The organism is Enterococcus sp. RTP21361st1_A6_RTP21361_211029 (assembly GCF_040910045.1).
GTDB classification, from domain to species: domain Bacteria; phylum Bacillota; class Bacilli; order Lactobacillales; family Enterococcaceae; genus Enterococcus_D; species Enterococcus_D gallinarum.
Genome location: NZ_JBDGBK010000025.1, coordinates 15079 through 41042, shown reverse-complemented (window position 1 = coordinate 41042; position 25964 = coordinate 15079). Strand labels below are relative to the sequence as shown.

Sequence of the window (25964 nt, the reverse complement as noted above, 5' to 3'; positions counted from 1 at the left end):
CCTGCGGGCTAGCGCTCCTCGTCGTACTTTTCTCTTTATCTAGAAAACTTGCTCCTGCGGGCTAGCGCTCCTCGTCGTACTTTTCTCTTTATCTAGAAAACTTGCTCCTGCGGGCTAGCGCTCCTCGTCGCAATCGAATGTTTTCAAAAGATAGCTTTAGGAAGGTGTATGTATTAGCTGGTTCGGCTATGTAATTTTTTGAATACGCTTTCTAAAAGGTCCATTTCTTGCTACTATTTGGCTAGTAGTTTTCTACTTTTTATCAATTAGTTAAAAGAGGGGTGTCCATGAAACAATCACGAGGGTTATTTGATCTATCTTACCGGTTGGGTGACTATTTGCTGATGGTGATTCGATTGCATTTTTTGTGGTTCTTTTTTGTCTTACGGGGGGGAATCATTTTTGGCTTCTTTCCAGCGACGGCTACTGTTATTCGCTATTTCTTTGAATTATTTGCAAAAAAACCACTGCCTGCTGAACTTTATAATTGGTTCAAACAACAGACAGCCAAAAATTTTTGGCGTAGTAATCAACTAGGTTTGCTGCAAATGGCGATCTTGCTGCTGCTATGGATCGAGCTGCGGATCTCCAGTACATTCTTGCAAAATGCCTTTCTCCATTTCGGATTGACGGTACTCTTTATCAGCGGTTTGCTCATCAGCTTTTATTTGCTGCCGGTCTTTGTCCGCTACCATCTTCCTTTTTGGGTCTATTTCAGGAATGCGTTTCTTTTAATGATCGTTAGTGTGCCACAAACGATTGCCATGATCTTAGGTGTGTTTTTGGTTACATTCGCCGCTACCTTTTTGCCAATTTTGTTATTCATTGCCTTCATCCCTTTGCTTCTCTGGCCAATCAGTTGGTTCGCCTATCAAGCGATCCAAAAAACAGAGTTGCTAACAAATGAACACTGACGATTTTTTACTAAAGGAGAAGTGAATCATGGAGATAAAGATTGTCACCAACGAAAACGTCGCCGCTTTTTTTCAAATCGTTGCTCCTGAACTTGGCTTGTCACTATCAGAAACCGGCAAACCGCTTGAATTGATCCGCCGAAAAGGATCATTGAAAATCATTTCCAATACAGAAAAAGCCACGATTTACTATCAGGAAAAAGCCCATTTATTTCGAGGGCTCCTTCTATGGATGCAAGCAGATACCGATTTTGTCCACGAAGAGACTCCGCAATTTGACCAAATCGGTCCTATGATCGATTTATCTCGAAATGCAGTACTGACAGTACCTCAGTTGAAACGTTTCATTTTGTTGAGCAGCAAAATGGGGCTCAACAGTCTCATGCTATATATGGAAGATACTTACGAAATTCCTGAATATCCTTATTTTGGTCATTTGCGAGGGAGATACAGTCAATCTGACTTACGGGAATTGGACCATTACGCTGACCAATTAGGCGTTACATTAGTTCCTGCGATCCAAACACTCGCTCATTTGACAAATCCATTAAAGTGGCATTTTGCCAAAGAGATACGTGACACGGAAGACATTCTGCTAGTTGGTGAGCCCAAAACTTACATTTTTCTTGAAGCCGCTCTTCGTTCCATTCGCAGCTGCTTCAAAACAAATAAAATCCATATTGGTATGGATGAAGCACACCAATTAGGAAAAGGCCGTTACCTCGAACACAATGGTTTAGAAGATCGCTTTGCCATCATGATTAAACATTTAAAACACGTCATCACTCTCTGTGAACAGCTACAATTAGAACCCATGATGTGGAGTGACATGTTCTTTCGGATTGGTTCTCCAACAGGCGATTACTATGATCCAGCAGTCGTCATTCCTCCAGAAGTCATTCAGCAAATTCCAGCAGTCAACATGGTGTACTGGGATTATTATCATCATGATTTTCAAACATATCAACGACTGTTTGCTGAACATAAAAAGCTAAACCAACCCACAGTATTTGCTGGCGGTATTTGGACATGGAATGGACTGGCACCCAATTATGGCAAAACCATCGCTACAATGGAGCAAGCATTAAGAAGTGCCAAAGCAAATGGCATCACTGAAGTCTATGCTACCTTATGGGGAGATGACGGCGCAGAGACCCCGATGATTGCCAGCTTGTTAGGTCTACAATTATTTAGCGAGGCCCAGTTTTATGCCACGCCATCGCGGGAGATAGTCACAGATCACTTGAAACTATTTCATGGATCACAAGCAGAAGATTTTCTTTTGCTTGATCTTTTTGACCAAACTCCCGGTGTTGCTGCCGAAAATCCTTCTGGATCAAATCCAAGTAAATTATTGCTTTATCAAGATATTCTTTATGGCCTTTATGAAAAGACATTCAGAGAGGTGCCATTGACCCAACATTATGAGGAACTGGCCCAACGATTGGCCGCAGTCACGGGGACACAGGACACACAACGGATGTTCCGCTTTTATCACCAATTAGCGGTGGTACTAGCTTTGAAAGCTTCTTTGAGTCCCTGGATCTCAGAAGCCTATCATGAAAAAAAACGTGAGAACCTTCAAAAAGCCCTTGAGATGATTCAGCACTATCAGCAGGAATTACAACACTTGCATCAATCTCATCGAGATCTGTGGTTTGAATGGAACCGCCCCTTTGGGTTTGAAGTGATCGATCTTCGCTACGGCGCTCTATCTAAACGTGCCGAGATGGCACAATGGCGTTTGCAGAACTATTTGGATGGTCACATCACTAGATTACCAGAACTAGAGATGCCACTGTTGCCAGTAGATGATCCCTCAAGTGTCGGCAGTTTGGGAAGAAATCTTTTCCATGGCATTTATAGTGCCAGCAAGATATCTGATGTATAAGTACAAAAAAAGTACAAAAAATAGTGCAGAAAACAAGGAGGATTTGCATGAAAAAAAAGAGTTATCCCTTATTTTTCGTTGGTTTACTTTTCATTTGCGGTCTATTTTTTTATCAACAGATAACTTCTCGTTCAGCAGAAACCACTGTAGCGCGTTTGCAAGTTACAGGAGCCGTTACAGATTCTTCTGCAGCACAAGCGTGTCTGACCGTACTAAAGCAAAACCTGCAGGCAGCCACCCAGAAAGACGTTGAGGGCTACACAGCGACCCTTGTTACTTCTGCAAGAGAATCTACGGCAAAGGAAATGCACGCTTTTTTTGCGAAATATGATTTGACTCATGAACTCTTGTCTTTTGAAGTTGTCAAACAAGAAGCAGACTCCATGCTGGTAGCTGCACAGCAAAAAACAGTGAACCAAGGACAGAATGACTATCGCGACCATATTACCCAAGCCCATCATACCTTTGTGCTCGAGAATGGGCAGTGGAAGATTAAAGAAACGGTTATGACAAACACCGAATTCATTGATTAAGGAGTATCTCTATGAAAACATTTCAGAATTGGCCTGATCATTACCCCGATCCTAGCTGGTTTATTCATGATCGGTTTGGGTTGTTCATTCATTTTGGCTTATTTAGTATTGGTGCACGCCACGAATGGTTTATGACCACCGAAGAAATTGCCCCCGAAACTTATCGAGAAACTTATTTCGACCAATTTAATCCCAATTTATTTGATGCTGCTGTTTGGGCTCAAACAGCTAAAGATTGCGGTGTTCAATATATAGTCTTTACTACGAAACATCATGAAGGGTTCGCCCTATGGGATAGTGAATGGACCGATTATAAAGTCACCCATACACCCTTTAAGCGAGATTTACTCGCAGAATTATTGCCTGCGTTTCGTGATGTGGGAATCAAAATCGGACTCTATCATTCGCTGATTGACTGGTACCACCCTCATTTTACGATTGATGGATTGCATCCTCAAAGAAGTGACTTAGCCGCTCGAGAGTCCAATTCTCAACGGGATATGCTTATTTATCAAGATTTCATTGCTGGTCAAGTGACCGAACTATTGACTCAGTATGGCAGGATCGATTATATGTGGTTCGACTTTCCTTACAGTCATCGTGATTGGGGCTGGTCTAAAGGAAAAGGAGCAGAAGACTGGGACAGTTCGCGACTGGAAAAAATCTGTCGGACACTCCAACCGGATATGCTGATCAATGATCGCTTGGAACTTGGTCGGGGAATTACCACCCCTGAACAATTTCAACCAGAAAAACCACTGGAAAAAGACGGTTTACCTGTTCTTTGGGAAGCCTGTCAGACAATGTACGGGACTTGGGGCTATGATCGCGATGCGTTGGAATGGAAATCAAGTGATATGTTGGTGAAAATGTTGATCGATACGGTTTCAAAAGGGGGTAATTTTTTATTGAACATTGGTCCTAATCCCCGAGGAGAGATCGACCCGCGGGCAGTCAAACGAATGCAGGCGATTGGTGCATGGATACGGCTGCATAAAGAAGCTATCATCGATTGTGGTCCTAGTAAATACCCGGTACCTAAAGATTGTCGTTATACTCAAAATGGCAAGAAACTCTATTTGCATGTATATAGCTATCCCTTCAAACATATTCATTTGCCGGAAATTGCTGATCAAGTTCGCTTTATCCGCTTCTTGCATGATGGCTCTGAAATTTTTTATCGTGGCTTTGATCCTAATGAAGTCATCACTTCTACGGAAGCTGTCATTGCTCCTAATGATCTAGTCGTCACGCTGCCGGTAGTGCCACCTAATGTTCTCATTCCAGTCCTTGAGATTACATTGAAGTGAAAAGAGTAGAACAAAGAATACCGTAAAGCGCTAGACAATATCTCTAGCAAATAGACGGCAGACAGTAAATCTTCCTCGCAAACCCACGACGAAGATTCACTAGACTGCCGTCTACTATTTAAGTACTTGCTTTAAATACTCGCTTTAGGTATTCTCTCCATGTATTCTTCTTAGGAATCTCTTCTTATCGTCCACTTTAAAACAAGTCACGTTTTCCTAGAGAACGTTTCGCTTTACTGCTCTTTAGTCAACAACGACTGCCATTTCTGAAATAGTTGGCTAAAGGTTTCTTTCCCTGGATCTGTTTCTTCATAAACTTTTAGGCTAATGATAGCTTGCAGCCAAAAAGCTTCTGTGATCACTGCCGCACCTTCTTTTGCATCTGGGATATCTGCCCAAATCGCTAATGCGATCGCTGGGGTTTGTGCTAGTTGTTCTTGGGTCACTTGCTGTCCGTTGGCAAAAGTCGTTAATGTAAACTCATCGCTTATTTTTTCATAGGTCGGATACGTATACCCTGCAGCTTCACCTACTACATAATAAAAGAAATTGTCATTGTGATTGATCACAGAATAGCCTTTGTCAAAATAAAGAGCGACTGGTGCCATATTTTGATTCCAGCGTGTCCAATAGGAAATCTCACAGTTTTTCGTTAAGGAAAGCTGTTCCTTTCGATTCAAGCGATAAAACCCATCATTCCATACACGAACAACAAAACCTAAGTCAGTCACATAGTCCACCAAATCATTCACATACGCAATGAATACTTCAATCCCACTTGCTTCTGGTCCATATGCTTCTTTGGCAGCTTCAACTAAAGTCGGAAACTCTTCTAGACGGTCAAAATCAACAAATTCATCTGCACCAATATGGAAATAATGGCTGTCTACAAATAGCTCTGCGTATTCTTTGTAGATCTCTCGGATGAAAGCAACAGCTTCTTGGTCAAGAATGTTCAATGCCCTAGCATCGACCCCACCAGTCGCGTTAGGTAAACACCATTCGGGATGGGTGGCTAAGACTTGCTTGAGATGTCCAGGGGAGTCAAAATCAGGAATGATCTCGATACCGTAACCTTTGGCATATGTGATTAGTTCTCGGATCTCTGTTTTTGTTAAATATTCGGTTGATACAATCTCCGGAAAACATTCAGACTCGATTCGAAATCCTTCATTTTCTGAAAAATGGACTTGCAAATGGGTAAACTGAAAAAAAGCCATACTGTGAACGAGTGCTTTTAGTTCTTTTAAGGAAAAATATTTGCGGCCAATATCGATCATTAGGCAGCGCTCCTTGATTTGGGCGGTGTAGCTGTTTTTTTGTTGTTTCTTCGTCACTTGATTCAAATAGTAGGTTGTCAGACCATAAAATAATTGCTGGGGATCTTTCGCAGTGATCGTTTTTTGTTCCTCATCAAGAATAAAATCTGCCGTTAGTGCAGGTTCGATCTTAATTTTTGGTTCCTCTTCTAATGAGACACCAATAGAAGTATAAAGTTCTCTCGCTTTTTGAGTCATTTCTTTCATTGTCACATTTCCCTTCATTTTTCGCATTTTCAGCGTTTTTGGTTGATTTTGCGATATTGTCCTGGTGTTACACCAACGATCGTTCGAAACTTACGCGTATAGTTCGAGACATCATAATAACCGTTGTCCCGAATGATTTCTTTGATCGGTAGATCGGTTTCGACTAATTCTTGTTTGATTTTTTCTAACCGCAGTTCTTGGATATACTTAGAAAATGTTTTGCCACTTTCTTTTTTCACAAATCGACTAATATAAGAGACAGATACTTTAAATTCTTCCGCAATAGATTCCAATGACAGCTGAGAAGACTGAAAATTTGCTTTGATATAAGCAAAAATCGTTTCATTCAACTCCGATTCTTGATTTTGTGGTCGATCCCTCACTTTTTCGCAAATATGCTGGACCAATTGTTGCAACACCGTTCCTAGCTGCATCAGATTAGTAAAATCTGCATGTTCGGCTGCAAATAGCAAAATCTCCTCTCCCACTAATTCGCCTCCAGTTTGTGCAACCGTATTCAATAAATAATAGCCATACATCTTTTGGACCGGCTGAGATCGTTGTTTACTTAACCCGTCTTTGATTAACCAATGCACCGTTTCAATTGCGATATCGCTATTTCCTTGATTCAATGCTTGGATCAGTTTTAATTTTTGACTGTCGGGATACTGGATCGCTGAGCGTTGTTCTTCTGCGGAAATTTCAAGGTAATAAATGATTTGCTGGTTGTTACTGACATGATAATCCAATGCAGCTAATCCTTCAATATAAGATTCATTGATAGCCGTCAATTCATTAACGATGGTTCCCACCCCAATTGCTGGAAGCAGTCCAATCGCAGCTGCTATTTTTGCCGCGACTTCTTGAACGATCTCTTCCTGTTGGTATCTGTGATCAAATCCCACAGTCAATGCGATCACTTCAGTGGAAAGGATCTCGGTGGCGTAGGCTGTGTACCCTTGGCTGCTGATTTCTTCAATATAGTCAATCAGAAAACAGCTCTCGCCGGCTTTATATTTTGAAGCCACGGTTTTGGTATCGATCGTGATGACAAAATAATTGTCCGCAGGAAAATGAATATGAACGGCTTCGATCAGCCTTGCAACTTCTTGTTCCGAACGCAGACGACCGCTCATCAGCTTTCTAAGAACTTGTTCTCGAGCATGCGGCGTCTGCATCTGGATTTCTTTATGCAGTTCCTGCTGTTCTTCTAAAACAGCAGCCAATGTATTATGAACATCATCCATCGAATTGACCGACATCTCCATATCTTTATGGAATTCTCGAACCAAATGTTCGATTTTGCGGATCGGTCGATAATTTCTGATCCCCATTAATGTAACAGCAATGATCCCCACGAATAGAATACACATAAAAATAAGAATGAAATGTTCTTGAACGCGATTGACCAGCGATAATGCTTGTGATGGATTGGTCACCGATACCACTGAGATATGCAGTTCCTCATTGGGAATTGATTGAACGAGGTACTTTTGCTGATTAAACTGAAAGGTGTCCTGAGTGGTGATCTGAGCCATTTCTTGGGGATCATTCAAAAAAACTGTCAAATCGTTATGATTTGTGCTAGCTAAAATCTGAAACTCATCATTGATCAAATAATTCGTACTCGCACCATCACTATTGGTCAAGTCCAGCATTTTTGCTAAGCTAGCTTCTTTGATCTCATAAATAGCTGCTCCATAGACAGTCAGTTCATCATTTTGTAACGGCACAATGTAGAAGAATCGGGAATGATGCCGTGCCAATGATGCCCCTTCGATAGTCAGCAACGTTGGATAAGCTTTCTCTAGCTGATCGATCAGCTGTCCTTGCTGCATATCATTATCTGGGATTACTTTTTCTAAGAAACCTTCGACGGATAATTTGCCAATCGAAGAAAAAAAGTTCTCCGGTTCTTCTTTATAGTATAAATAAACTTCTTCGACAAACTCATTCGTGATCTTGTAGGTTTGCAGGCTTGCTTTGCCTTCCTTTGAATAATAGGGATGGGTCAAAAAATTTAATGAGAGTTGATGGTCATCCGTCATTTTCTGGGTCAGGTAGTTCAATTGAAGGAAGTTGTTCTCTAAGGAGTATTTCAATTGAATCAACTGATTCTTTGCCGTTAATGCAACCTGTTCATTGATACTTTTGACAGAAGTCGCATACCAAATCCACGAGACCGTTAAAAAGGGGATCAGGAATACCAGCAAGTAGGAACTGATTGAGCGCGCGATCCCTCTGAACGTGTTTTGCCCGTTTTGATCGTAAAACTTTTTCACTTTTATCACCTGACCCTTGTTTCATTCGCTGCAATTTAAACGCTTACATAATAAAAAAATAGAGACTATTTTTTTATTACATTTTTATCTTAGAATTGCAACTGTTTTAGCTAGTTTTCATTTCAAAAGTTTGCAGTAACCAATTGTAGCAAGCACCAATTAAATTGGACTCATTCCCAAACTGGCAACAGGCAACATTTGGCAATCGAACTGTACTAGGAATCTGCGCTGCAATCTGCTGAATCTTCTTTTCTAATAGCGGCAGTAAAAAGTCGCTTTCACTGATTCCGCCTCCAATCAAAACAATTTCTGGATCAAGAATGTATTGTAGGTTGTAGCAGGCCACGGCTAGCTTTTCAATAAAGCGATCCACCCAAATCGTCACTGCCGGATCGTTTTGCTGGTAGTAAGCAACAACTTTATACCCATCAATCGAGGGGGCTTTTTTTTCGGCTGCAACTTGTTCTACCAATGTTCTTGTTGCACCGGCAATACTCCAAATTTCCCAATCTTTCTTTTCGACTTCAGGAAACAGCATATAACCAAACTCGCCAGCTAAAAAGTGTTTGCCACGAATCAACTGGTTATCGACCATCAATCCGCCTCCCACAGAGGTACCTAAAACAATGACAGCAAAACTGCTAGCGCCTCTTCCTCTTCCCAGCCATTTTTCTGCTAAAAGCGCGCAATTGCCATCATTCTCCGCGATGACGGGTTTTTGATAATAGTCCGTTAAAAAAGAAACCATGCGATTACCAAATCCCTCATAAAGCGGTGAATCCATCCCAATCTGTTGTGTCACTGGATCTACTAATCCTGTCGTACTAATAGCAATTCCGGAAAAGTCTTTTGGATAGTCATTATCAATATGTGAAATCAATCGGTCGATCACAGTTGAATAGTCTTTATTCATCGGAAAGCTTCCTAATTGTATTCTTTCTCCGTGACTATTCAACAACCCCGTCTTGATCATTGTCCCTCCGATATCTACTGCAAGAATCTTCATTCCAACGCTCCTTTGCTTGTATGTGCTTTCAGTATAAGCATTCTCTAGAAACAGAAGCTATATGTTTTTCTTGCAACTATGTGTCAAAAATCGCACATAACAAAAAGGCTGAAGCAATTCGCTCCAGCCTTCTAAATTCGGCTTTTTTATACTCCGATAAAAAACTAGAAAAATGTGTGAGTCAGTGTGATTTTCACAAAGATCTTTCGTCAAAAAATTTTCTTCGAACTATTCTTGCTGAACATCGCTTTCCGTTTCTTCTTCATACAAACTCGATACGGTCGTATACCATTCAAAAATATGGGTAATGATCACTTTTGCCGCAGCATATACCGGGATCCCCAGAATCACGCCGACAAGTCCGAAGAGTTTACCCGAAGTCAGCAATACTAATAAAATCGTCACGGGATGGATCGACAACTCGTTTCCTAAAACGAGTGGTGAGATCAATCGCCCTTCAATAGTCTGTTCGATCACAAAGACGACCAGGACTTTCACCAACAGGACAGGACCACCGACGATACCCAAAAAGACCGCCGGAACCATCGCTAGAAAAGAGCCTAGGTATGGAATCAAGTTCAAAAAGCCAGCTGCGATCCCTAATGTGATGGCATAATCTAGGCCGATCAAACTAAAACCGACCATAAACATGATGGCTACTGCAAATGCGACTGTTAGTTGCCCGCGAATATAAGAAGAAACTTGATCATTCATCTCTTTTAAAACCGTCAATGATGGTTTACGCATTTTTGTCGGCAAAAATTTCACGAAATAAGGTGCTAACTGTCGTCCATCTTTTAAAAGATAAAAGAGAATAAAGGGCATCGTTATGACAGCCAATACCACCGTTGCAACGGCCCCAAAAAAGCTGCCGATATTTTGAATCGTGCTCCGTGATAAGTTTTGAATGATGTCGGTCATTGATGCAATCAACTTCTCATTAGATGCTTCCAATTGATCTTGAACTTGTGAGAAAATCGGATCGGACAAAATCTCATTGACTTTATTTTCAATGATATCCAAATATCCGGGCAAATTCTCAACGAAACTCATGGACTGTTCTTGGATCTTCGGCACAATCACCACAACGCCCCAGACGATCAATCCGATGACCAAAATAAAAAGACCGAAAATACTATAGATGCGTTTGATTCCCTTTCGTTCCAGATAATCAACCGCAGGATTCATCAAGTAATACAAAATCCCCGCCAAAATGATTGGCAATCCAACAATCGCCAGAAATTGCCAAATTGGCTCAAATAGATAGGATACTTTCGTAAACATAAACAAGATCAATAAGACGAGTAGAACCACTAATAGACTCGTGACTGCTTGATTATTTAAAAACCACTTCCAAAACCAGGACAAAGGGCGCTTCTCTGTTTCCTTCATTTCCCCGCCTCCTACTTGTAGATAACTTTCATACCAACTTCAAGGGTCGGCAAATTGAAAGGTTCTAAATAGATAGCGCTGGTCAGTTGCTCTTCGGGTACTTCATCGAAGATAAATGTCACATGCTGGATCGTTTGCAAAATTTGATTTGCGATAGGACCGACATGTGTCACGGTGTACGACTGATCCCCAAAAATAAGTGTATCGCCGTTTTCTACGACCAAATCTTGAGAATCTGGAATCGATTGGATCACTGAATACTCCCTTAAGATCTCTGTTGCTTGGTCGCCGAAAAAAATCAGCATTTTTTCTTTTTGATCGATCGCTTGTGGCCCAATCGCTTTGATTGTTCCTTGTTTCATACAACAACCTCCCCTTTATGTTCTTTTTTTATTATAACATAAGAAGTTTTTCTATCCGCCCATTTCCGCATTCTATGGTAGAATTAATAAGAAATCAAACTATTAGGAGGCTTTTTTTATGTTGCAAACGATCTACCTAGGCACTTATACGCGTCGCGAAAGTAAAGGGATCTATTCGATCACTTTAGATACAGAAAAAGAACAATTGGTCGACTTGACCTTGCGTGCGGAAGAAAAGAGCCCAACGTATCTTGCCCGCAGTAAAAAAGAAAGAGTATATACTGTGACCGAAGTTGATGGCGCAGGCGGTTGTGGTGCTTATACGCCTGCATTTGAGTTGTTGAATACTGTGACCGAAGAAGGCGCACCATTGTGTTATGTAGCAGTAGATGAACCTCGTCAACTTGTTTATGGTGCTAATTATCATAAAGGTGAAGTAAACGTCTACAAAATATTGGCGGACGGCAGTATTGAAGCCACTGATCACATCTATCATGATGAACCTGTTGGTCCTCACGAAAATCAAGACAACCCTCATGTACACTACACAGACTTAACGCCGGATCAACGCTTAGCTGTATGTGATCTTGGAACAGACCGTGTGTATACGTATGACGTTTCTGCTGAAGGAAAATTAACAGAAGCGGCTGTTTATGTTGCAGCTGCCGGAACAGGCCCTCGTCATTTAGTGTTCCATCCTAACCACCAATATGCTTATCTGGTAGGAGAACTAGACAGCTCTTTGACTGTTTTACGCTACAATGAAGCTGATGGCAGCTTTGAAGAAATCCAAAAAGTACCGACTTTACCAGAAGATTTCACCGACTTTAATAGTGGGGCTGCTGTCCGAGTATCAAAAGATGGACGTTTCGTTTATTCATCCAATCGTGGACACAACTCTCTCGTTGTCTTTGAAGTAACTGAAGATGGCGCTGGCTTGAATTTCATTCAACGTCGATCAACAGAAGGTGACTTCCCGCGAGACTTTGACTTGGACCCAACCAACAAATTCTTAGTTTGTGCCAATCAAAATTCCGACAACTTGACTTTGTACCGTCGCAACGCCGAAACTGGTGAACTCACTACTATTCAAAAAGACGTTTACGCGCCTGAATGTGTTTGTGTCTTATTTGAAAAATAAAACGATCAGGAGGACTCCCCCATGTTTGATAAAACACCCATCGAGCTTTTACTGAAAGATTTTTCAAATATTTATAATAAGTGCCAGTCAACTTATGAATTGGTCACTAGCCGTCGTTACAATGAAGCCCTCGTCTTATTGACTACGGCTGAAACCTATGCCATTGCAGAAAAAGCCTATATTCGTTGTGATACCTTTAAAGAATTGCAAACATCCGAAGTTACTGGCTTCTTTGATGCTTTTGAGATTTACTATTTTGAATTGAAACAAGTCCTTTTCCATGATGACGATGACTTTGTTTCTCTTAAAAGTCGTTTGGAAAAAATGAAAGAAATGTATGAAGCATTGACAGCCGCATTCAATTTGTTATGATGGTACCAAATAGACGAAAAGGTGATCTCATGAACCAAGAAGAAGTGCTTGAGCGCTTAAAAGAAGAGTTAGAACTTCCTTTTTTCCAAGCAAAATTAGAGGAAAAAAACTATAGCGAAGAAGACTATCAGCAGGTAAAAGCCGATTTGATTCGCTACTTCGATGAATATGTCCGCAATGTAGAAAACTAATCTGATTTTCTTTTACAAGAACATAGAAAGGGTCTGTGTCATAAGTAGCAACTAGACAAGACGATCCGAGGATAACTGGGTGTCATCCATCGTACATTGGTGATGGAAACTTGCTGAAGCGCAAGCACAGTCTCATTCTCCTCGGAATCGTTCGTTTGTTGCATGACTTATGTCACAGCCCTTTTTGGCTTTTTAGTACACGATTTTGAAATTCTGATTCGTCTCAGCTTCTAGTACTGGGTGTTGTTTCAAATAATCAGCAATCAATTCAGTCATATCCACTTGGATCTCCCGTACAATTTTGTCGGCTGTAAACATCGCGTAATTCCCACCGCCTACCGCTCGGTATTGATTTACGACAACTTCCAGCTCCTGTTCCGGCGTGATAGGCTCATTATGGAACAACAAGCGTGTGATTCGTTTGCCAACTGGCTGGTTCATATCAATCGTATAGTCGATTCCTTCGTACATATCATAATTGTAGTATTGCGGTTTCGGCTCGATAAAGGCTGGATTAAAGACGATTTTCCCTGCTTCGACGGCTAAGTAATTCGCTGTCTGTTCCAACGCAAGACGCAACTCTGCTCCGGTCACTTTTACGACAGCCAATGTATTAGGATAAATATAATTCGTGATGACATCCCGCATCGTGATCGTTGTACCGAAGCCTTTTCCTTCATTATTGAAGAGCGCTGTCCCAGATATTTCCGCTCCGCTGGCAGCCATCTGAACGCGATTGATAAATTCCACGTATGGATGTTCCACGATCCGTGCCTGCATCGGATCAGTAATTCGCATATCCCCGTTCACTTTCCCTAGCGGCTGATCCAACCAGCTTTCCAATTCCGTCTCAATTGGTTCGATCATTGCCAAAATTGCTTCATCGGCTGAAACTTCTGCCACTGAATGCAATGTCGCTTGTTGATCCGTAATCACTGTTTGACCCTCTTTTTTCTCTATTGTTAATTGGATTCGGCCGATTTGGCTGCCCCGATAACCTGGCTGGACCACAGGGACCCCATTGACAATGGCGGCGATTTCCCGATGTTGGTGTCCAGTAAAGAAAGCGTCAATCCCCGGCACCTCTTGCAGTAACTCATAGCCTTCATTCTCTCCGGTCAACAATTCGGTGGCTTCACCGGTTACCAAATCTTTCTCAAAACCGCCATGATAGCTGACGATGACAAGATCTGCTTGTTTTCTTAGCTCAGGCACATATTTTTTTGCCGTTTGGATAATGCTTTCGAACCGCATCCCCTTGATGGTAGCTGGTTGTTCCCAATGAGGAATATACTGGGTCACCAATCCCAACACCGCAATCTTAATCCCATCTTTTTCAAGGATCGTATAGGCTTTGCCGAAATAGGGCTGTCCCTCTTCATTTAAGATGTTCGCTGCTAAAACAGGGGACTGATAACTAGCGATTGCCTCTTGAAGATACGTTAATCCATAATTAAATTCATGGTTTCCTAAAACATGGACATCGTATGCCATGTGATTGATCACTTTGGTCAATTCTGCTACCGGATGCTGGCTTTTGGCAATATAATAACTCAGTGGGGATCCTTGGATAAAATCGCCATTTTCGATCATTACAACAGGACCATCAGCTTCGGCTTTTAACTGCTTTAGTTTCGTTGCGACTTTCGCTGCCCCAATAGCCAGATCGTGGTCGTCGGCGAAATTAGTTGGGTAGACATAGCCGTGCATGTCGCTGGTTTCAAGAAAGGTGATTTGCATTTTCTCATTACTCCTCTAACATTTATGTAAAAGAGACCGCAGGGATATCTGACGGTCTCTTTCGGGTTGATAGGGTCATTGTCTGGCCCTTTTACGAGCAGAACTATTGATTCCAAACATCCTCAAGTTGTGGAATGGAATCTTTAATCAATTTATCGGTATCTTTGTCAGTATTCGACAAAATATTCTCCATGATGGAACGAACTTCATTGTAAGCTGAGTCTGCATTTTCAATTACTGGGATCGAGAAAAGTTCTTTTGTTGCTTCACTTAACTCAGAAGCAACTTTCGTATCTGGATTGTTCTTGTATTCATCACTATCTAAAACAGATTGAACAACTGGCATGTATCCTGTTGAAACTGCCCATTCTAATTGTGACTCAGGAGAAGTCAAAAACTTCATGTATTCAAAAGCAGCGGTACGTTCCTCTGGAGATGCACTTGTGAACATATATAAGTCTGTTCCTTGTTGTAGATTGATTTTTTCTGGGCGGGCAGAGACACCATATTCAAATTTGCCTTCGGTGTCTTTTTTGACATATCCTTCTCCAGCAATCGAGCCGATGAACATCGCAACTTGTTCGTTTGCGAATGGTCCTGAAAGATATTGATCGGATCCAGCAATACGGAAGTAGCCGTCTTTCACACCTTCCGCATAATAATTGATGACTTTTTTCGATTCATCGCTGTCTAGCTGTAAATCCTTGTTAAAATCAACACCTTTGTTTTTCATGCCAATAGCATAGTAGTTATTCAATGAATCAAAGCCAGCACCAACAACGCTGCCATTTGATTTTTCGTAAATTGTTTTTGAAGCTTCTTTTAACTCATCTAATGTTGTCGGTACTTCTACACCATATTCTTTTAAAAGATCTGCATTGTAGAATAACATTTCCGTTGATTTGTTGAAAGGAATACCATATTGGACACCATCAATTTGTGCACCTTCTAATAATGAAGAGCGAATTTCTTCTTGGTCACCCCAACCAATCGTATCATTATCGATATACTCGCCTAAATCAACAAGCATTTCATCTTGAGCTGCATTCCAAAGCCAACCTGGATACGCTTGTGTGATGGTTGGCAAATCTTTTGGTGAAGGTAGTGTCGAATTGATTTTCGCCTGCAGATCGGAGTACTGAGATTGATTTTGCAGTTCTACTTTCACATTTGGGTTTGCTTCCATAAACTCATCTGTCAGTTTCGTCAGTGCTTCTTCTTGTGCACCATTCATTGCATGCCAGAATGTGACAGTAGTATCTTTCGGAACCTCTGTAACGATCTCATCGCTGCCTTTTGCACTGTCATTTGAGCCATTGTTGCCGCATGCCCCTAACACTAAAGTTGCCGCAGCCACTGCTGCAAATGCTAGTTTTTTTGATTTCATTCTTTACTCTCCTCTATCCTTTTATAGTTCTATTTTCTCGCCACGTTCTGGCAATATTCTTTCGCCATACGGATTCACCAGTTTCTCTGGTTTCAAGGTATGGATTGGAACCAATCTTTTTGGTTCGATCCACGCAATAATCTGATCAAGATCCTCAGGAACTGCGTGTCCCGAAACCGGCAGCCGTACAAACTCAATTTCCAGCTTTGCTAACAAAGCGAGAAACTCTTCATAGGCAGGATCAAAAGCCCCCAAAGGTTGTGCATCGCTATGGATATACAGACTGCCTGGTTGTAAATTTTCAAAATGGTCAACTGCTTGCCAGACATACTGGCCAGTGTCGACACATAAAGAACGATAATCAATTTCTAGCGCAGGATCTAACTCTGCTAAGGAAGCTCCGCCTTCAACCGTGTAATAGGGAACTTCTCTGTCAAAGATTTCTTTCAGTAATGCTGCTTGGTGTGCTTCAAGGACGATCGTTCGAGGACAAGCATCCACCAAAGCTAAAAAACGCTCTACATTGGCAGGATAGCCGTTGAAAGTGATTTGCCGTTGTGGATTTTTTTCGACCAACTCGACAAAAGCCGCTACCAATTCTTTCTCACTGGCTACTTCGATAGTATCTGGATCGCTTTCTCTTTCAGGAAAACTGATACTGACTCCTTCCATCATCAATAGATCCGTGTGTTTGGCTAACTGACAAAATTCTTTTGTCCGCTCTGGATGATAGCCATGCAACCGCAAATCGCCCGTATAGGCAATAAAGTGATCCGGTGTTCGAATCAGCAATGCCGCGGCACCATAGGCGTCGTGGTCCACAGGAACGATCTCTACTTCGATCTCACCAACTTTGATCACATCGTGGGGTTCCAAGCCAATCATTTCCCGCACAAAGGCAGGGGCTTCATGAGGAGTAGGAATCAAAAAATCACCGGTGCGATTCAATGCTTTTAGGATCGCTTTGGTTTCTTTCAAGGTATACAAAGGGATTGCAGGGTCCAAATAATTGACCATCTTTGAATGATCAAGATGGGCATGAGATAGAAAAACAGCTGTTTCTTGATAGTCCTTTTGTTCTGATCCATGATACGTATAAGACAGACGAGGATCATAGACATTGCGCAATTGCGGGACCCAGCGATGATCCACTAAGGTCTGTAATGCTTCGTCGGGTAATGGCTGCTCTGGGTGATACTCCGAACCAAAATCGAAGAAAATATGGGCATCTTTGTATGCCACTTCGATGACGGTGCCGCCGATTGTGAGAATACCACTGTGAAATGTAACTGTTGTTTTAGCCTTTGATGCCATCTTTTGCCACTCCTTTAATAATCTCTTTTCTAAAAATCAAATAAATGATCAAAATCGGAATGACAGTCAATGTCGCAGCTGCCATCTGCAAATGAACATCGCTACCGCTTTCTGATGTGAAGGCCGCTAGCCCATTATTCAACAACCGATATTTTTTTTCATTCGTGACTAACAATGGCCACAAGAAAGAATTCCAGCTCGAGATAAAGGTCAAGATGCCAACAGTCACTAGTGCCGGTTTAGACATTGGGATCAATATCCGCCGTATGTAAGCCATATCGCTTGCACCATCGATTTTTGCTGCTTTATAAAAGGTATTCGAAATGCTTTTCAAATAGCCATTCAGGTAATAAATATAAAAGATACTCGTCAGAAAGGGAATAATCAACGCACTGTAAGTATTCAACAACCCCATTTGAGCAATCGTGTTGTAGTTGGTAAAGATGATTGATTCATAAGGAACCATCAATAAGGAAATCATTAGAGCAATCACAAGCCCTTTGAATTTGAATTCCAAACTAGTCAATGCAAAAGCTGCCAGAATAGCAGTAATCAATGTGGCGATAGTCGTGACTGCTGAAACAAAGACTGTATTCAGAAAGTAACGGAGAAATGGTGCTTTGGTAAAGACTTCGGCATAGTTGCTCCATTGAAAGGACTCCGGCAAAATCGTAGGCGGAATACTGGTGGCCTCACTATAAGTCATCAGTCCCGCGAGAATCATATAAATAAACGGAAAAATCGTGATGATCGCTAAGAGCCCCAAAAAAATCAGAGAGATGAGGGTTACGACTTTTTTCATCTTATTCCCCTACTTTCTTTAAAATTTTATTTTGGATAAAGGTCACCGCCAAAATAATAAAAAAGAGAATCACAGTCGCAGCCATTGCGATCCCAGGACGGCCCGCAATATGGAATTTGTCATAAATATAATAGACAGCTGTGGTTGCGCTTTTGGCGATACCGGGTTGACCACCAAACAAGGCATAGACTTGTGTATAGACTTTAAAGGCACTGATGATATTAACGGTCAACAAGAAGGCAAATGTCGGAATCAACTGCGGAAAAGTAATCTTGCGAAAAATCTCCCAGTTATTGGCGCCAAACATTTTTGCGATCTTATAATGTTCTTTGTCAATGTTACGCATCCCTGCTAAGAGAATAATAATATTGAAGGCCAAACTGCTCCAAATCCCAAAAATGATCAGTGTCGGCATACTCATATTGACATTATCCAGCCAATTGACGGCGGGAATCCCCACTAAGCCCAGCAAGTAGTTGATGATCCCATAAGACCCATTAAAGAAATAGCGAAACACGATCCCAATGGCGATGGTACTGGTGACATACGGCATAAAGAAGATCGTCTCAAAAAAGCTCTTATGTTTCACCTTTTCAAAGATGATCCAAGCGATCGCTAGTGAAATCACTAATGCAATAGGAACCACGGCGAATGCAAACCAAGCTGTATTCTTTAGCGCCTTGAAAAACACTGGATCCGTCAGCACTTTTTGGTAGTTTTCTAATCCGGCATATCGCTGATTGATCAATGATCCTTTTTGAAAACTCATAAACAATGAACGAAATAATGGATACACACTAAAGAGCAAAATAATGACTAGTGAGGGCAATAAGAACAGCCAAGCTTTGGGTTGATTTTCGGGATTATAATTTTTCTTGAACATCAATAAACTCGCTCCCCTTTTTCATCAAAGATGAACGCTTTTTTGTAATTGAAGTCAAAAGCTAAGTGTGCTCCTTCTTCAATGATTTCTTCGATGCTAACGATCGATTTAACGTGGATGTCAGCCAGATCAAAGTTCAAGATCCGTTCACGACCAATTAGTTCAACACTTTTTATCTCGGTATTGAATAATGGTGTTTGGGTCGTCGTTAACACATCTTCTGGACGGATCCCTAAAGTATAATGACCATCTGTCAACGGTTTCTTGAAGCGGATATCCACGAAGCGCTCTGTAGGGATCGTGAATTCTGGATGATGCATGACACCATCTGTCACTTCTACTGGCAAGATATTGATAATTGGGTTTCCGATAAACTTTGCAACGAATAAATTATTGGGTTCTAAATAAAGATTTTGCGGATCATCATTTTGCTGGATCACGCCTTCATTCATCAAAATGATTTTGTCACTGATAGACAACGCTTCTTCTTGGTCATGAGTCACAAAAATCGTCGTGATCCCAACTTCTTTGACTAAGCGACGAATCTCCTCGCGAATCTTTAAACGCAAACGCGCATCTAAATTACTCAATGGTTCATCCAGCAATAGTACTTCAGGATTTTGGACTAACGCACGAGTGATGGCAACCCGCTGTTGCTGCCCACCAGACAATGTACCAGGTTTTTTATCCTTCAATTCTTCAATATTGGTCAGCTGCATATATTTTTCAGCAATTTGCTGCGCTTCGTTTTTCTTGATTTTTTTATCACCAACAGTCAGTGGAAACATGACATTTTCTAAAACGGTCATATGAGGATACAAGGCATAATTTTGAAAGACAAAGCCGATATTGCGATCCTTTGGCTCCGTTTTCACCACGGAATTTCCGTTAAAGCGGATATCCCCATCTGTCGGACTCAACAATCCAGCGATCAAATTCAAAATCGTTGACTTCCCACAGCCACTAGGCCCAAGTAAACAAACAAGATCGCCCTTCTCGATCGTAAAATCCACCGCTTTCAAAGCTTCAAACTTGTTGTCAAAGACCTTCTTCAACCCAACTACTTCTATCAAAAAAAGAACCTCCATTATTTTTCTCTTTGCCGCTTTTGTTCGACCAGCAAGATAGGAACACAAAAACAGCTGAATTCTTACAGGCTGTTGTCAAACGCTCAAAGAAATTCGATTTTTATGATAACAAATGAATATTTTTATTCGGTACTGTTATTGTAAATCTTTTGTAAAACCCTTTGGTAATTATGATAGAAATTTTAATTAACTAGCAGAACGATGAGAAAAAAATGAGATTGTTGAACGACAGAATATTGCACAGTAAGGCTTTTTTTCTTGCAAAATAAATAAAAAATCCAGCTAAAATAAATAAAAAAAGAAAAAACAGGCACCCCATTTATTATTTTTTATCTAGACCACTCAAATCAAAAAAACAGACTAACGATCAAAATAGGGTATCTTTCTCAAAAACCTACCACTTTAAAATAACAAAATCGGGATAAGATTTAAAAAAATCCTATCCCGGTTCGATTTATGGACGCGCTAGATCTGTATGTCCAAGCAAAAATTGTTGTGTAGTCACTTGATCCAGAAAATGGCGATCATGTTCAATGATCAACATCGTCGGTTGGACAAGTTGGATCACTTCAGCTAACTGATTCTGATTAAAGACATCCAGATAATTCAAGGGTTCATCCCAGATAAACAGCTCAGCAGGGGTTGCCAACGATTTTGCCAATTCCACACGCTTACGCTGCCCCATACTCATATCTTCGATTCGGGTCTGAAAGACATTTCGCTCCATGCCCAATTTCTTCAGATTATTCAACAATTCTTGATAATCCAATCGGTGGAATTCAGCAAACTCAGTCAAGGTGCCTCGATTATCCTCGTAATTTTGGCGAACACGACTGATGGACAAATGTTGCGGCATCCAAACAGAGCCGGTGACAGTTCCAGTAAAATGACCTAATAGGCCAGCCACCAAACTCGATTTGCCAGAACCATTTGCACCCAAAATACCAATCCGGTCACCAGCTTCGATGGTAAAATTCAACGGATCAAACAACGGTTGCTCATACGTCAATTGCAAATTTTCCACTCGCAGCAAAACTTTGTGATGCGTGGCTTTAACATTCATAGAAAGGGGATCGATATATTCGATGTCTTTCAACAACTGTTCTTTGACTTGTGCTTGATCTTCCATCCGCTTGACGATTGCTTTGGATCGTTTCATCGTTCTGGCTGCCCGAGCACCAATCGCCCCTGTGTCATAGACTGCTCCACTGCCTTTTTTTGTTGGTGATCCCAGTTTATCTCGTTCCCGTCCTCGTGACCATTCTGCTTTTTCGGCAGCCGTTTGCTTTAAACGGCCGATCTCTTTTTTCAGTTTAACATTTTGCTCCTGTTCAAACTGATCTTGCCGTTGCTTTTGTTCTTCGTAAACAGAAAAGTTCCCCTGATAAATCACTAGTCGGCTTTTTTCAATCGATAAAATGTGATCCACCACTTCGTCAACAAAGTGTCGATCATGGCTGACGACGATAAAGCCTTTTTTCCGTTTTAGATAAGCAGCTACATGAGCACGAGCTGTAATGTCTAAATGATTGGTGGGTTCATCGATCAACGGAAAGTGTTCCTCATCGATGAACAGTAGTGCAAGTAAAACTTTGGTTTGTTCCCCACCAGACAATGTCTCAAATGGACGCCAGAGGACATCTGGATCCAACTGAAGCAAATTTAACTCTCGCTCGATCTGCCATTGCTCAAATTCACACAGATCTTGTAATGTATCATAGGTTAGTTGTTGCGGATCTGCCACTGGTTGAGGAAAGTAAACGAATGCTTGCTGATGGGTGATAGTCCCGCTATAAGGCAATTGGTCTTGCAGTAATTTGAGTAAAGTAGTTTTCCCCCGACCATTTCGACCGATCAAACCTAATTTCCACTGGGTATCGATCACCAAATCAGCTTGATCGAACAGCAGATGATTCTGAGTATCGAAGCCAAAACTTAATTGTTCTATTTTTATATTTGACATTTTTGTACCTCCTGTCTATCTCTAGACAAAAACCGCGCCTATTTTCAGGTCAGGTTCCAGAAAAGTACACAAAAAGACCCTCCAGAAAAACACACCAATCCTGAAAATCTGCACACTGCTCCCTAGAGAACATGATTCTATGCAGCTTCCAACAAATTGGTTAGTTTTTCAATGGAGGATCCCTCATTTCGTTTATAAGTTGTTTTCAGTATAGCATCTACCGCGAAAAACCGCAATTGGCGATACTTGTTTTTAGATTAGCAGTGAAACGATACTAACAAACTGTTAGGTAAATTTATTCACAATGTCTTTTGCAGTCATTTTATTATTTTGAGTAAAAAAACATTTATAAAAACAAAAAAACCATCAAGTTGGTTAGTCCTGATGGCAAAAGGAGTAAAATGAAAAATAAAAAGGTTGTTGGTTGTTAATTCATTATACATCCACCATCATCATTTTACATAAGAATAACATAACATTTAAATTAAATAACTCTCGTTTAAGAAACGAACTTTATCATTTTTTTAACAAGAGAGCTGTCATCCGCTGAATTGCAAAAGAGATTTCATCAGTGGCTTCGTCTTGTTTTTTCTCTGACGCATCGAAAGCTTCCCGATCGACCCCATCAGCAATACTTAGAATCATTTCTTCACAGCCAGCAACATACTTCGTATATGCTCGTTCAAATTTTTTGTGAATCCCCATGACCGTTGCAGGCGGGCGTAATTTAGAGATCTGTTCCAGCATCAAACGATATTTGTCCGTTCCTTTTTTAAAGGACGCTTCGATTGTTTCCAGACGCTCTGGTGATAGTTCAGATTCCTTTTTTTTATCGAGAGCCTGACGAATCTCTTCATAATTCGGATTCATGGTTTCCCCGATTTTCTCTGTCTCTTTCACTAGATCATTGATTGTTTGTACATAAAAACCTAAATTCGGTCGCACGATTCATTCCCCTACTTTCTTCTTAGCTATCTTTTATTTTACCGTTTATTGCCAAAAATGAAAAGGTCGGCAAAAGCAGATTGTTCATTCGCCCCTATTATTCATTTACGACGATTGGTGTGAACAAAAACCGCAGTCAGAATACTCTGCCTGCGGAATAAATTTAGAGACTGCTTATTTTTTGCCCATTGCACGTTGGACAGCTTTAACGATCTCAACGATCGGGATGATCGCGAAGGATGCACCTAGAACGATTCCCCATTGATAGAGATCTAAATGAGCCACTCGGAAGATGTCATTTAATCCAGGAACAACAATGATGACCATCATCAATGCAAAGGAAAGCAAGATTGCCCAGTTAAAGGTTTTGTTACGGAAAGGTCCCACTTTGAATAATGATTGGTAAACAGACTTAACGTTAAAGGCATGGAACAGTTGCATCAATCCTAGTGTAGCAAACGCCATTGTCAATGCATCCGCATGGATTGCATCATAGGTATCGTGTACCGGCCATTGAATTGCTGACCAATAGACGAACAATACCGTTGCAGCTTCCAAGATCCCTTGATAGATGATACTGCTCATGACTCCACCAGAGAAGAAGTTCGAATTCCGGCCACGAGGGGCATGCTTCATCAAATCTTTTTCAGCTGGCTCCATTCCCAATGCGATTGCAGGGAAAGTATCTGTTACAAGGTTGATCCACAACAGATGGATCGGCAACAGTGTATCCCAGCCCCATAAGGTAGCTAAGAACAATGTCAAAACTTCACCTAAGTTAGCCGCTAACAAATATTGGATCGCTTTTTGGATGTTTGAGAAAACTTTGCGTCCTTCTTCAACAGCAACAACGATCGTTGCGAAGTTGTCATCAGCCAGAACCATATCCGAAGCACCCTTAGATACTTCAGTCCCAGTGATTCCCATACCAACACCGATATCAGCTTGTTTCAGTGCTGGCGCATCATTGACACCATCACCTGTCATAGCGACGACTTTGCCTTCATGTTGCCATGCTTTCACGATCCGAACTTTATGTTCAGGTGAAACCCGTGCATAAACCGAGTAATGAGTCACTTTTTGTGCAAACTCTTCATCACTCATTTTGTTCAATTCAGCACCCGTCAATACAGCTGCGTCATCACCAGGCTTGATGATTCCTAGACGTCCAGCGATTGCTTCTGCTGTGTCTCGGTGGTCTCCTGTGATCATGATTGGACGAATACCAGCTTCTTTAGCTACTCGCACAGCATCGGCTGCTTCAGCCCGTTCAGGGTCGATCATCCCTACAAGACCAGCAAAGACTAGATCATTTTCTACGATTTCTGATTCCAAGTTTTCTGGTACTGCATCTACATACTTGTATGCCATTCCCAAGACACGAAGCGCTTGTTTGGCCATATCTGTATTGTTGAACAAGATTTTTTGTTTTTCTTCTTCAGTCATTGGTACTTCTTGTCCGTTCAACAAGACTTTTGACGCACGTCCCAATAAGACATCTGGCGCGCCTTTCACTGCAACTAAGTAACGACCATCTTCTTGTTCATGGATCGTACTCATCAATTTACGATCCGAATCAAATGGCAGATCCGCTACACGAGGTTCTGCACTCACTTGATCTTTCACGTGGAAGCCTTGATCCATCCCGAATTGAACAAGTGCTGTTTCAGTAGGATCACCAATCAAGTTGCCTTCCTCACCGAACTTAGTATCATTCGCGAAGTTCATGACTTTCAGAGCCATTGTATCCAATGGAATGTCTTCAGAAGCAGCATGTTGCTTGTCATTGACATAAAGTTTTTCAACTGTCATTTGGTTTAGTGTCAATGTACCTGTTTTATCTGATGCGATGATGTCTGTCGCACCCAATGTTTCTACTGCCGGTAATTTACGAATAACAGCGTTTCGTTTGGCCATGACTTGCGTGCCTAGTGCTAAGATGATCGTTACGATCGCTGGCAATCCTTCTGGAATCGCAGCAACCGCAAGAGAGATTGATGTCAGCAACATGTCGACCCAAGAAGTATTATTGAAGATCGTACCAACAAAGAACATAATTACGGCGATCACGATGATGGCGATCGTCAAGAATTTACCAAGTTCATTCAAGTTACGTTTCAACGGCGTTTCCGTTTCTTCGGCTCTTGCTAACATACCAGCGATCTTACCGACTTCTGTCGCCATCCCTGTATTGACAACGACCCCTTTTCCCCGTCCATAAGTCACATTACTGTTGGAGTAAGCCATATTGACACGATCACCGATCCCAACATCTGTTGCATCGATCACAGTCAATTCTTTTTCTACGGGTACCGATTCACCAGTTAATGCCGCTTCTTCGATTTTCAGAGAACTAGCTTCTAATAAGCGTAAATCAGCTGGTACCACATCGCCGGCTTCTAAAAGAACGATATCTCCGGGAACCAGTTCATCGCTTTTGATCGTCACCGTATGCCCATTTCGTAACACATTGGCATTGGGCGTCGACATTTCCCGCAACGCTTCGATGGCTTGTTCGGCCTTCGCTTCTTGAACCACGCCCATGATCGCATTGATAATAACAACGGCTAAAATAATGATTGAATCGACGATTTCATGTGACACGACAGCAGAAATGATCGCAGCGGCTAACAAGACGATGATCATCAAATCTTTGAATTGTTCAAAGAATTTTTGAGCCATCGATTTTTTCTTACCTTCTTCTAATTCATTGGCGCCATATTGTGACAGACGACTTTTGGCTTCGTCATTTGTCAAACCGTTGGCATCGGTTTGCAGCTCTTTCAGAACAGCCTCAGCTTCTTGTGCATAAAAAGCTTGCGAGAGTTGCTCTTTTTTATTCTCTTCAAACATGTTTTTCCTCCTTTATTCTTCTTCCTTCTTTATTGTACATGAAATGAAAAAAAATAGACTCATGTATGC

General features: G+C 41.4%; 21 protein-coding genes. 7 read left to right on the top strand and 14 right to left on the bottom strand.

The genetic code is table 11. From position 1 onward, the window contains the following. Positions 1-287 precede the first annotated feature (287 nt). From AB5Z52_RS06650 to AB5Z52_RS06635, 4 genes are read left to right on the top strand one after another with little or no spacing between them, the layout of a single operon-like run. On the top strand, positions 288-914 hold the full coding sequence (locus AB5Z52_RS06650; RefSeq protein ID WP_041119810.1) for a YesL family protein: 627 nt from the start codon (positions 288-290) through the stop codon (positions 912-914). A gap of 28 nt (positions 915-942) precedes the next feature. After that, a complete protein-coding gene (locus AB5Z52_RS06645; protein ID WP_003128608.1) occupies positions 943-2805 on the top strand; it encodes a beta-N-acetylhexosaminidase in 1863 nt (620 codons plus the stop codon). 47 nt (positions 2806-2852) lie between these two features. Next, positions 2853-3338: a hypothetical protein gene (locus AB5Z52_RS06640; RefSeq protein WP_034705265.1), complete on the top strand. Its 486-nt coding sequence runs from the start codon at positions 2853-2855 to the stop codon at positions 3336-3338. Positions 3339-3349: 11 nt separating this feature from the next. Then, complete coding sequence (locus AB5Z52_RS06635) at positions 3350-4648, top strand: alpha-L-fucosidase (RefSeq protein ID WP_368243125.1); 1299 nt, start codon at positions 3350-3352, stop codon at positions 4646-4648. A 233-nt stretch (positions 4649-4881) separates the two neighbouring features. Here AB5Z52_RS06635 and AB5Z52_RS06630 read toward each other — a convergent pair whose 3' ends face one another. The 5 genes from AB5Z52_RS06630 to AB5Z52_RS06610 all read right to left on the bottom strand — a co-directional run bounded on the left by AB5Z52_RS06630 (position 4882) and on the right by AB5Z52_RS06610 (position 11216). Continuing rightward, positions 4882-6174 (bottom strand): family 20 glycosylhydrolase, encoded by a 1293-nt coding sequence (locus AB5Z52_RS06630; protein WP_227760854.1) that lies wholly within the window; start codon positions 6172-6174, stop codon positions 4882-4884. Between the two features lie 29 nt (positions 6175-6203). Then, positions 6204-8456 (bottom strand): helix-turn-helix domain-containing protein, encoded by a 2253-nt coding sequence (locus AB5Z52_RS06625; protein ID WP_005472744.1) that lies wholly within the window; start codon positions 8454-8456, stop codon positions 6204-6206. Between the two features lie 106 nt (positions 8457-8562). Continuing rightward, on the bottom strand, positions 8563-9462 hold the full coding sequence (locus AB5Z52_RS06620) for an ROK family protein (protein WP_003128602.1): 900 nt from the start codon (positions 9460-9462) through the stop codon (positions 8563-8565). 228 nt (positions 9463-9690) lie between these two features. After that, positions 9691-10854, bottom strand: coding sequence for an AI-2E family transporter (locus tag AB5Z52_RS06615; RefSeq protein WP_003128601.1), 1164 nt, complete (start codon positions 10852-10854; stop codon positions 9691-9693). An 11-nt stretch (positions 10855-10865) separates the two neighbouring features. Then, on the bottom strand, positions 10866-11216 hold the full coding sequence (locus tag AB5Z52_RS06610; RefSeq protein WP_003128600.1) for a PTS glucitol/sorbitol transporter subunit IIA: 351 nt from the start codon (positions 11214-11216) through the stop codon (positions 10866-10868). A 118-nt stretch (positions 11217-11334) separates the two neighbouring features. Here AB5Z52_RS06610 and AB5Z52_RS06605 point away from each other — a divergent pair, with 118 nt between their 5' ends. The 3 genes from AB5Z52_RS06605 to AB5Z52_RS06595 are packed head-to-tail and all read left to right on the top strand — an operon-like array spanning position 11335 to position 12920. Continuing rightward, positions 11335-12357 (top strand): lactonase family protein, encoded by a 1023-nt coding sequence (locus AB5Z52_RS06605; protein WP_003128599.1) that lies wholly within the window; start codon positions 11335-11337, stop codon positions 12355-12357. A gap of 21 nt (positions 12358-12378) precedes the next feature. Further along, positions 12379-12729, top strand: a complete 351-nt coding sequence (locus AB5Z52_RS06600; RefSeq protein WP_003128598.1) for a hypothetical protein — start codon at positions 12379-12381, stop codon at positions 12727-12729. Between the two features lie 29 nt (positions 12730-12758). After that, complete coding sequence (locus tag AB5Z52_RS06595; protein ID WP_021149110.1) at positions 12759-12920, top strand: hypothetical protein; 162 nt, start codon at positions 12759-12761, stop codon at positions 12918-12920. Between the two features lie 192 nt (positions 12921-13112). Here the strand turns inward: AB5Z52_RS06595 and AB5Z52_RS06590 are convergent, their stop codons facing one another. The 9 genes from AB5Z52_RS06590 to AB5Z52_RS06550 all read right to left on the bottom strand — a co-directional run bounded on the left by AB5Z52_RS06590 (position 13113) and on the right by AB5Z52_RS06550 (position 25895). After that, a complete protein-coding gene (locus AB5Z52_RS06590; protein WP_003128596.1) occupies positions 13113-14660 on the bottom strand; it encodes a bifunctional UDP-sugar hydrolase/5'-nucleotidase in 1548 nt (515 codons plus the stop codon). Between the two features lie 103 nt (positions 14661-14763). Further along, positions 14764-16047 (bottom strand): ABC transporter substrate-binding protein, encoded by a 1284-nt coding sequence (locus tag AB5Z52_RS06585; RefSeq protein ID WP_003128595.1) that lies wholly within the window; start codon positions 16045-16047, stop codon positions 14764-14766. Positions 16048-16068: 21 nt separating this feature from the next. Then, complete coding sequence (locus AB5Z52_RS06580; protein WP_003128593.1) at positions 16069-17361, bottom strand: MBL fold metallo-hydrolase; 1293 nt, start codon at positions 17359-17361, stop codon at positions 16069-16071. Continuing rightward, complete coding sequence (locus tag AB5Z52_RS06575) at positions 17345-18163, bottom strand: carbohydrate ABC transporter permease (RefSeq protein WP_005472753.1); 819 nt, start codon at positions 18161-18163, stop codon at positions 17345-17347. Before AB5Z52_RS06575 ends, AB5Z52_RS06580 begins: the two co-directional genes overlap by 17 nt. Position 18164: 1 nt before the next feature. Further along, the gene (locus tag AB5Z52_RS06570; RefSeq protein WP_003128591.1) at positions 18165-19046 is read right to left on the bottom strand and encodes a carbohydrate ABC transporter permease; all 882 of its coding nucleotides are present in this window, start codon (positions 19044-19046) and stop codon (positions 18165-18167) included. After that, positions 19046-20119 carry an ABC transporter ATP-binding protein gene (locus AB5Z52_RS06565; protein ID WP_029487292.1) on the bottom strand — a complete coding sequence of 358 codons (1074 nt, stop codon included), beginning with the start codon at positions 20117-20119 and terminating at the stop codon, positions 19046-19048. Before AB5Z52_RS06565 ends, AB5Z52_RS06570 begins: the two co-directional genes overlap by 1 nt. Before the next feature lie 469 nt (positions 20120-20588). Further along, entirely contained in the window at positions 20589-22097 is a 1509-nt protein-coding gene (gene abc-f, locus AB5Z52_RS06560) for a ribosomal protection-like ABC-F family protein (RefSeq protein WP_003128589.1), read from the bottom strand. Between the two features lie 516 nt (positions 22098-22613). Next, positions 22614-23042, bottom strand: coding sequence for a hypothetical protein (locus AB5Z52_RS06555; RefSeq protein ID WP_003128588.1), 429 nt, complete (start codon positions 23040-23042; stop codon positions 22614-22616). A 174-nt stretch (positions 23043-23216) separates the two neighbouring features. Continuing rightward, a complete protein-coding gene (locus tag AB5Z52_RS06550; RefSeq protein WP_003128587.1) occupies positions 23217-25895 on the bottom strand; it encodes a cation-translocating P-type ATPase in 2679 nt (892 codons plus the stop codon). Between the last annotated feature and the right edge of the window lie 69 nt (positions 25896-25964).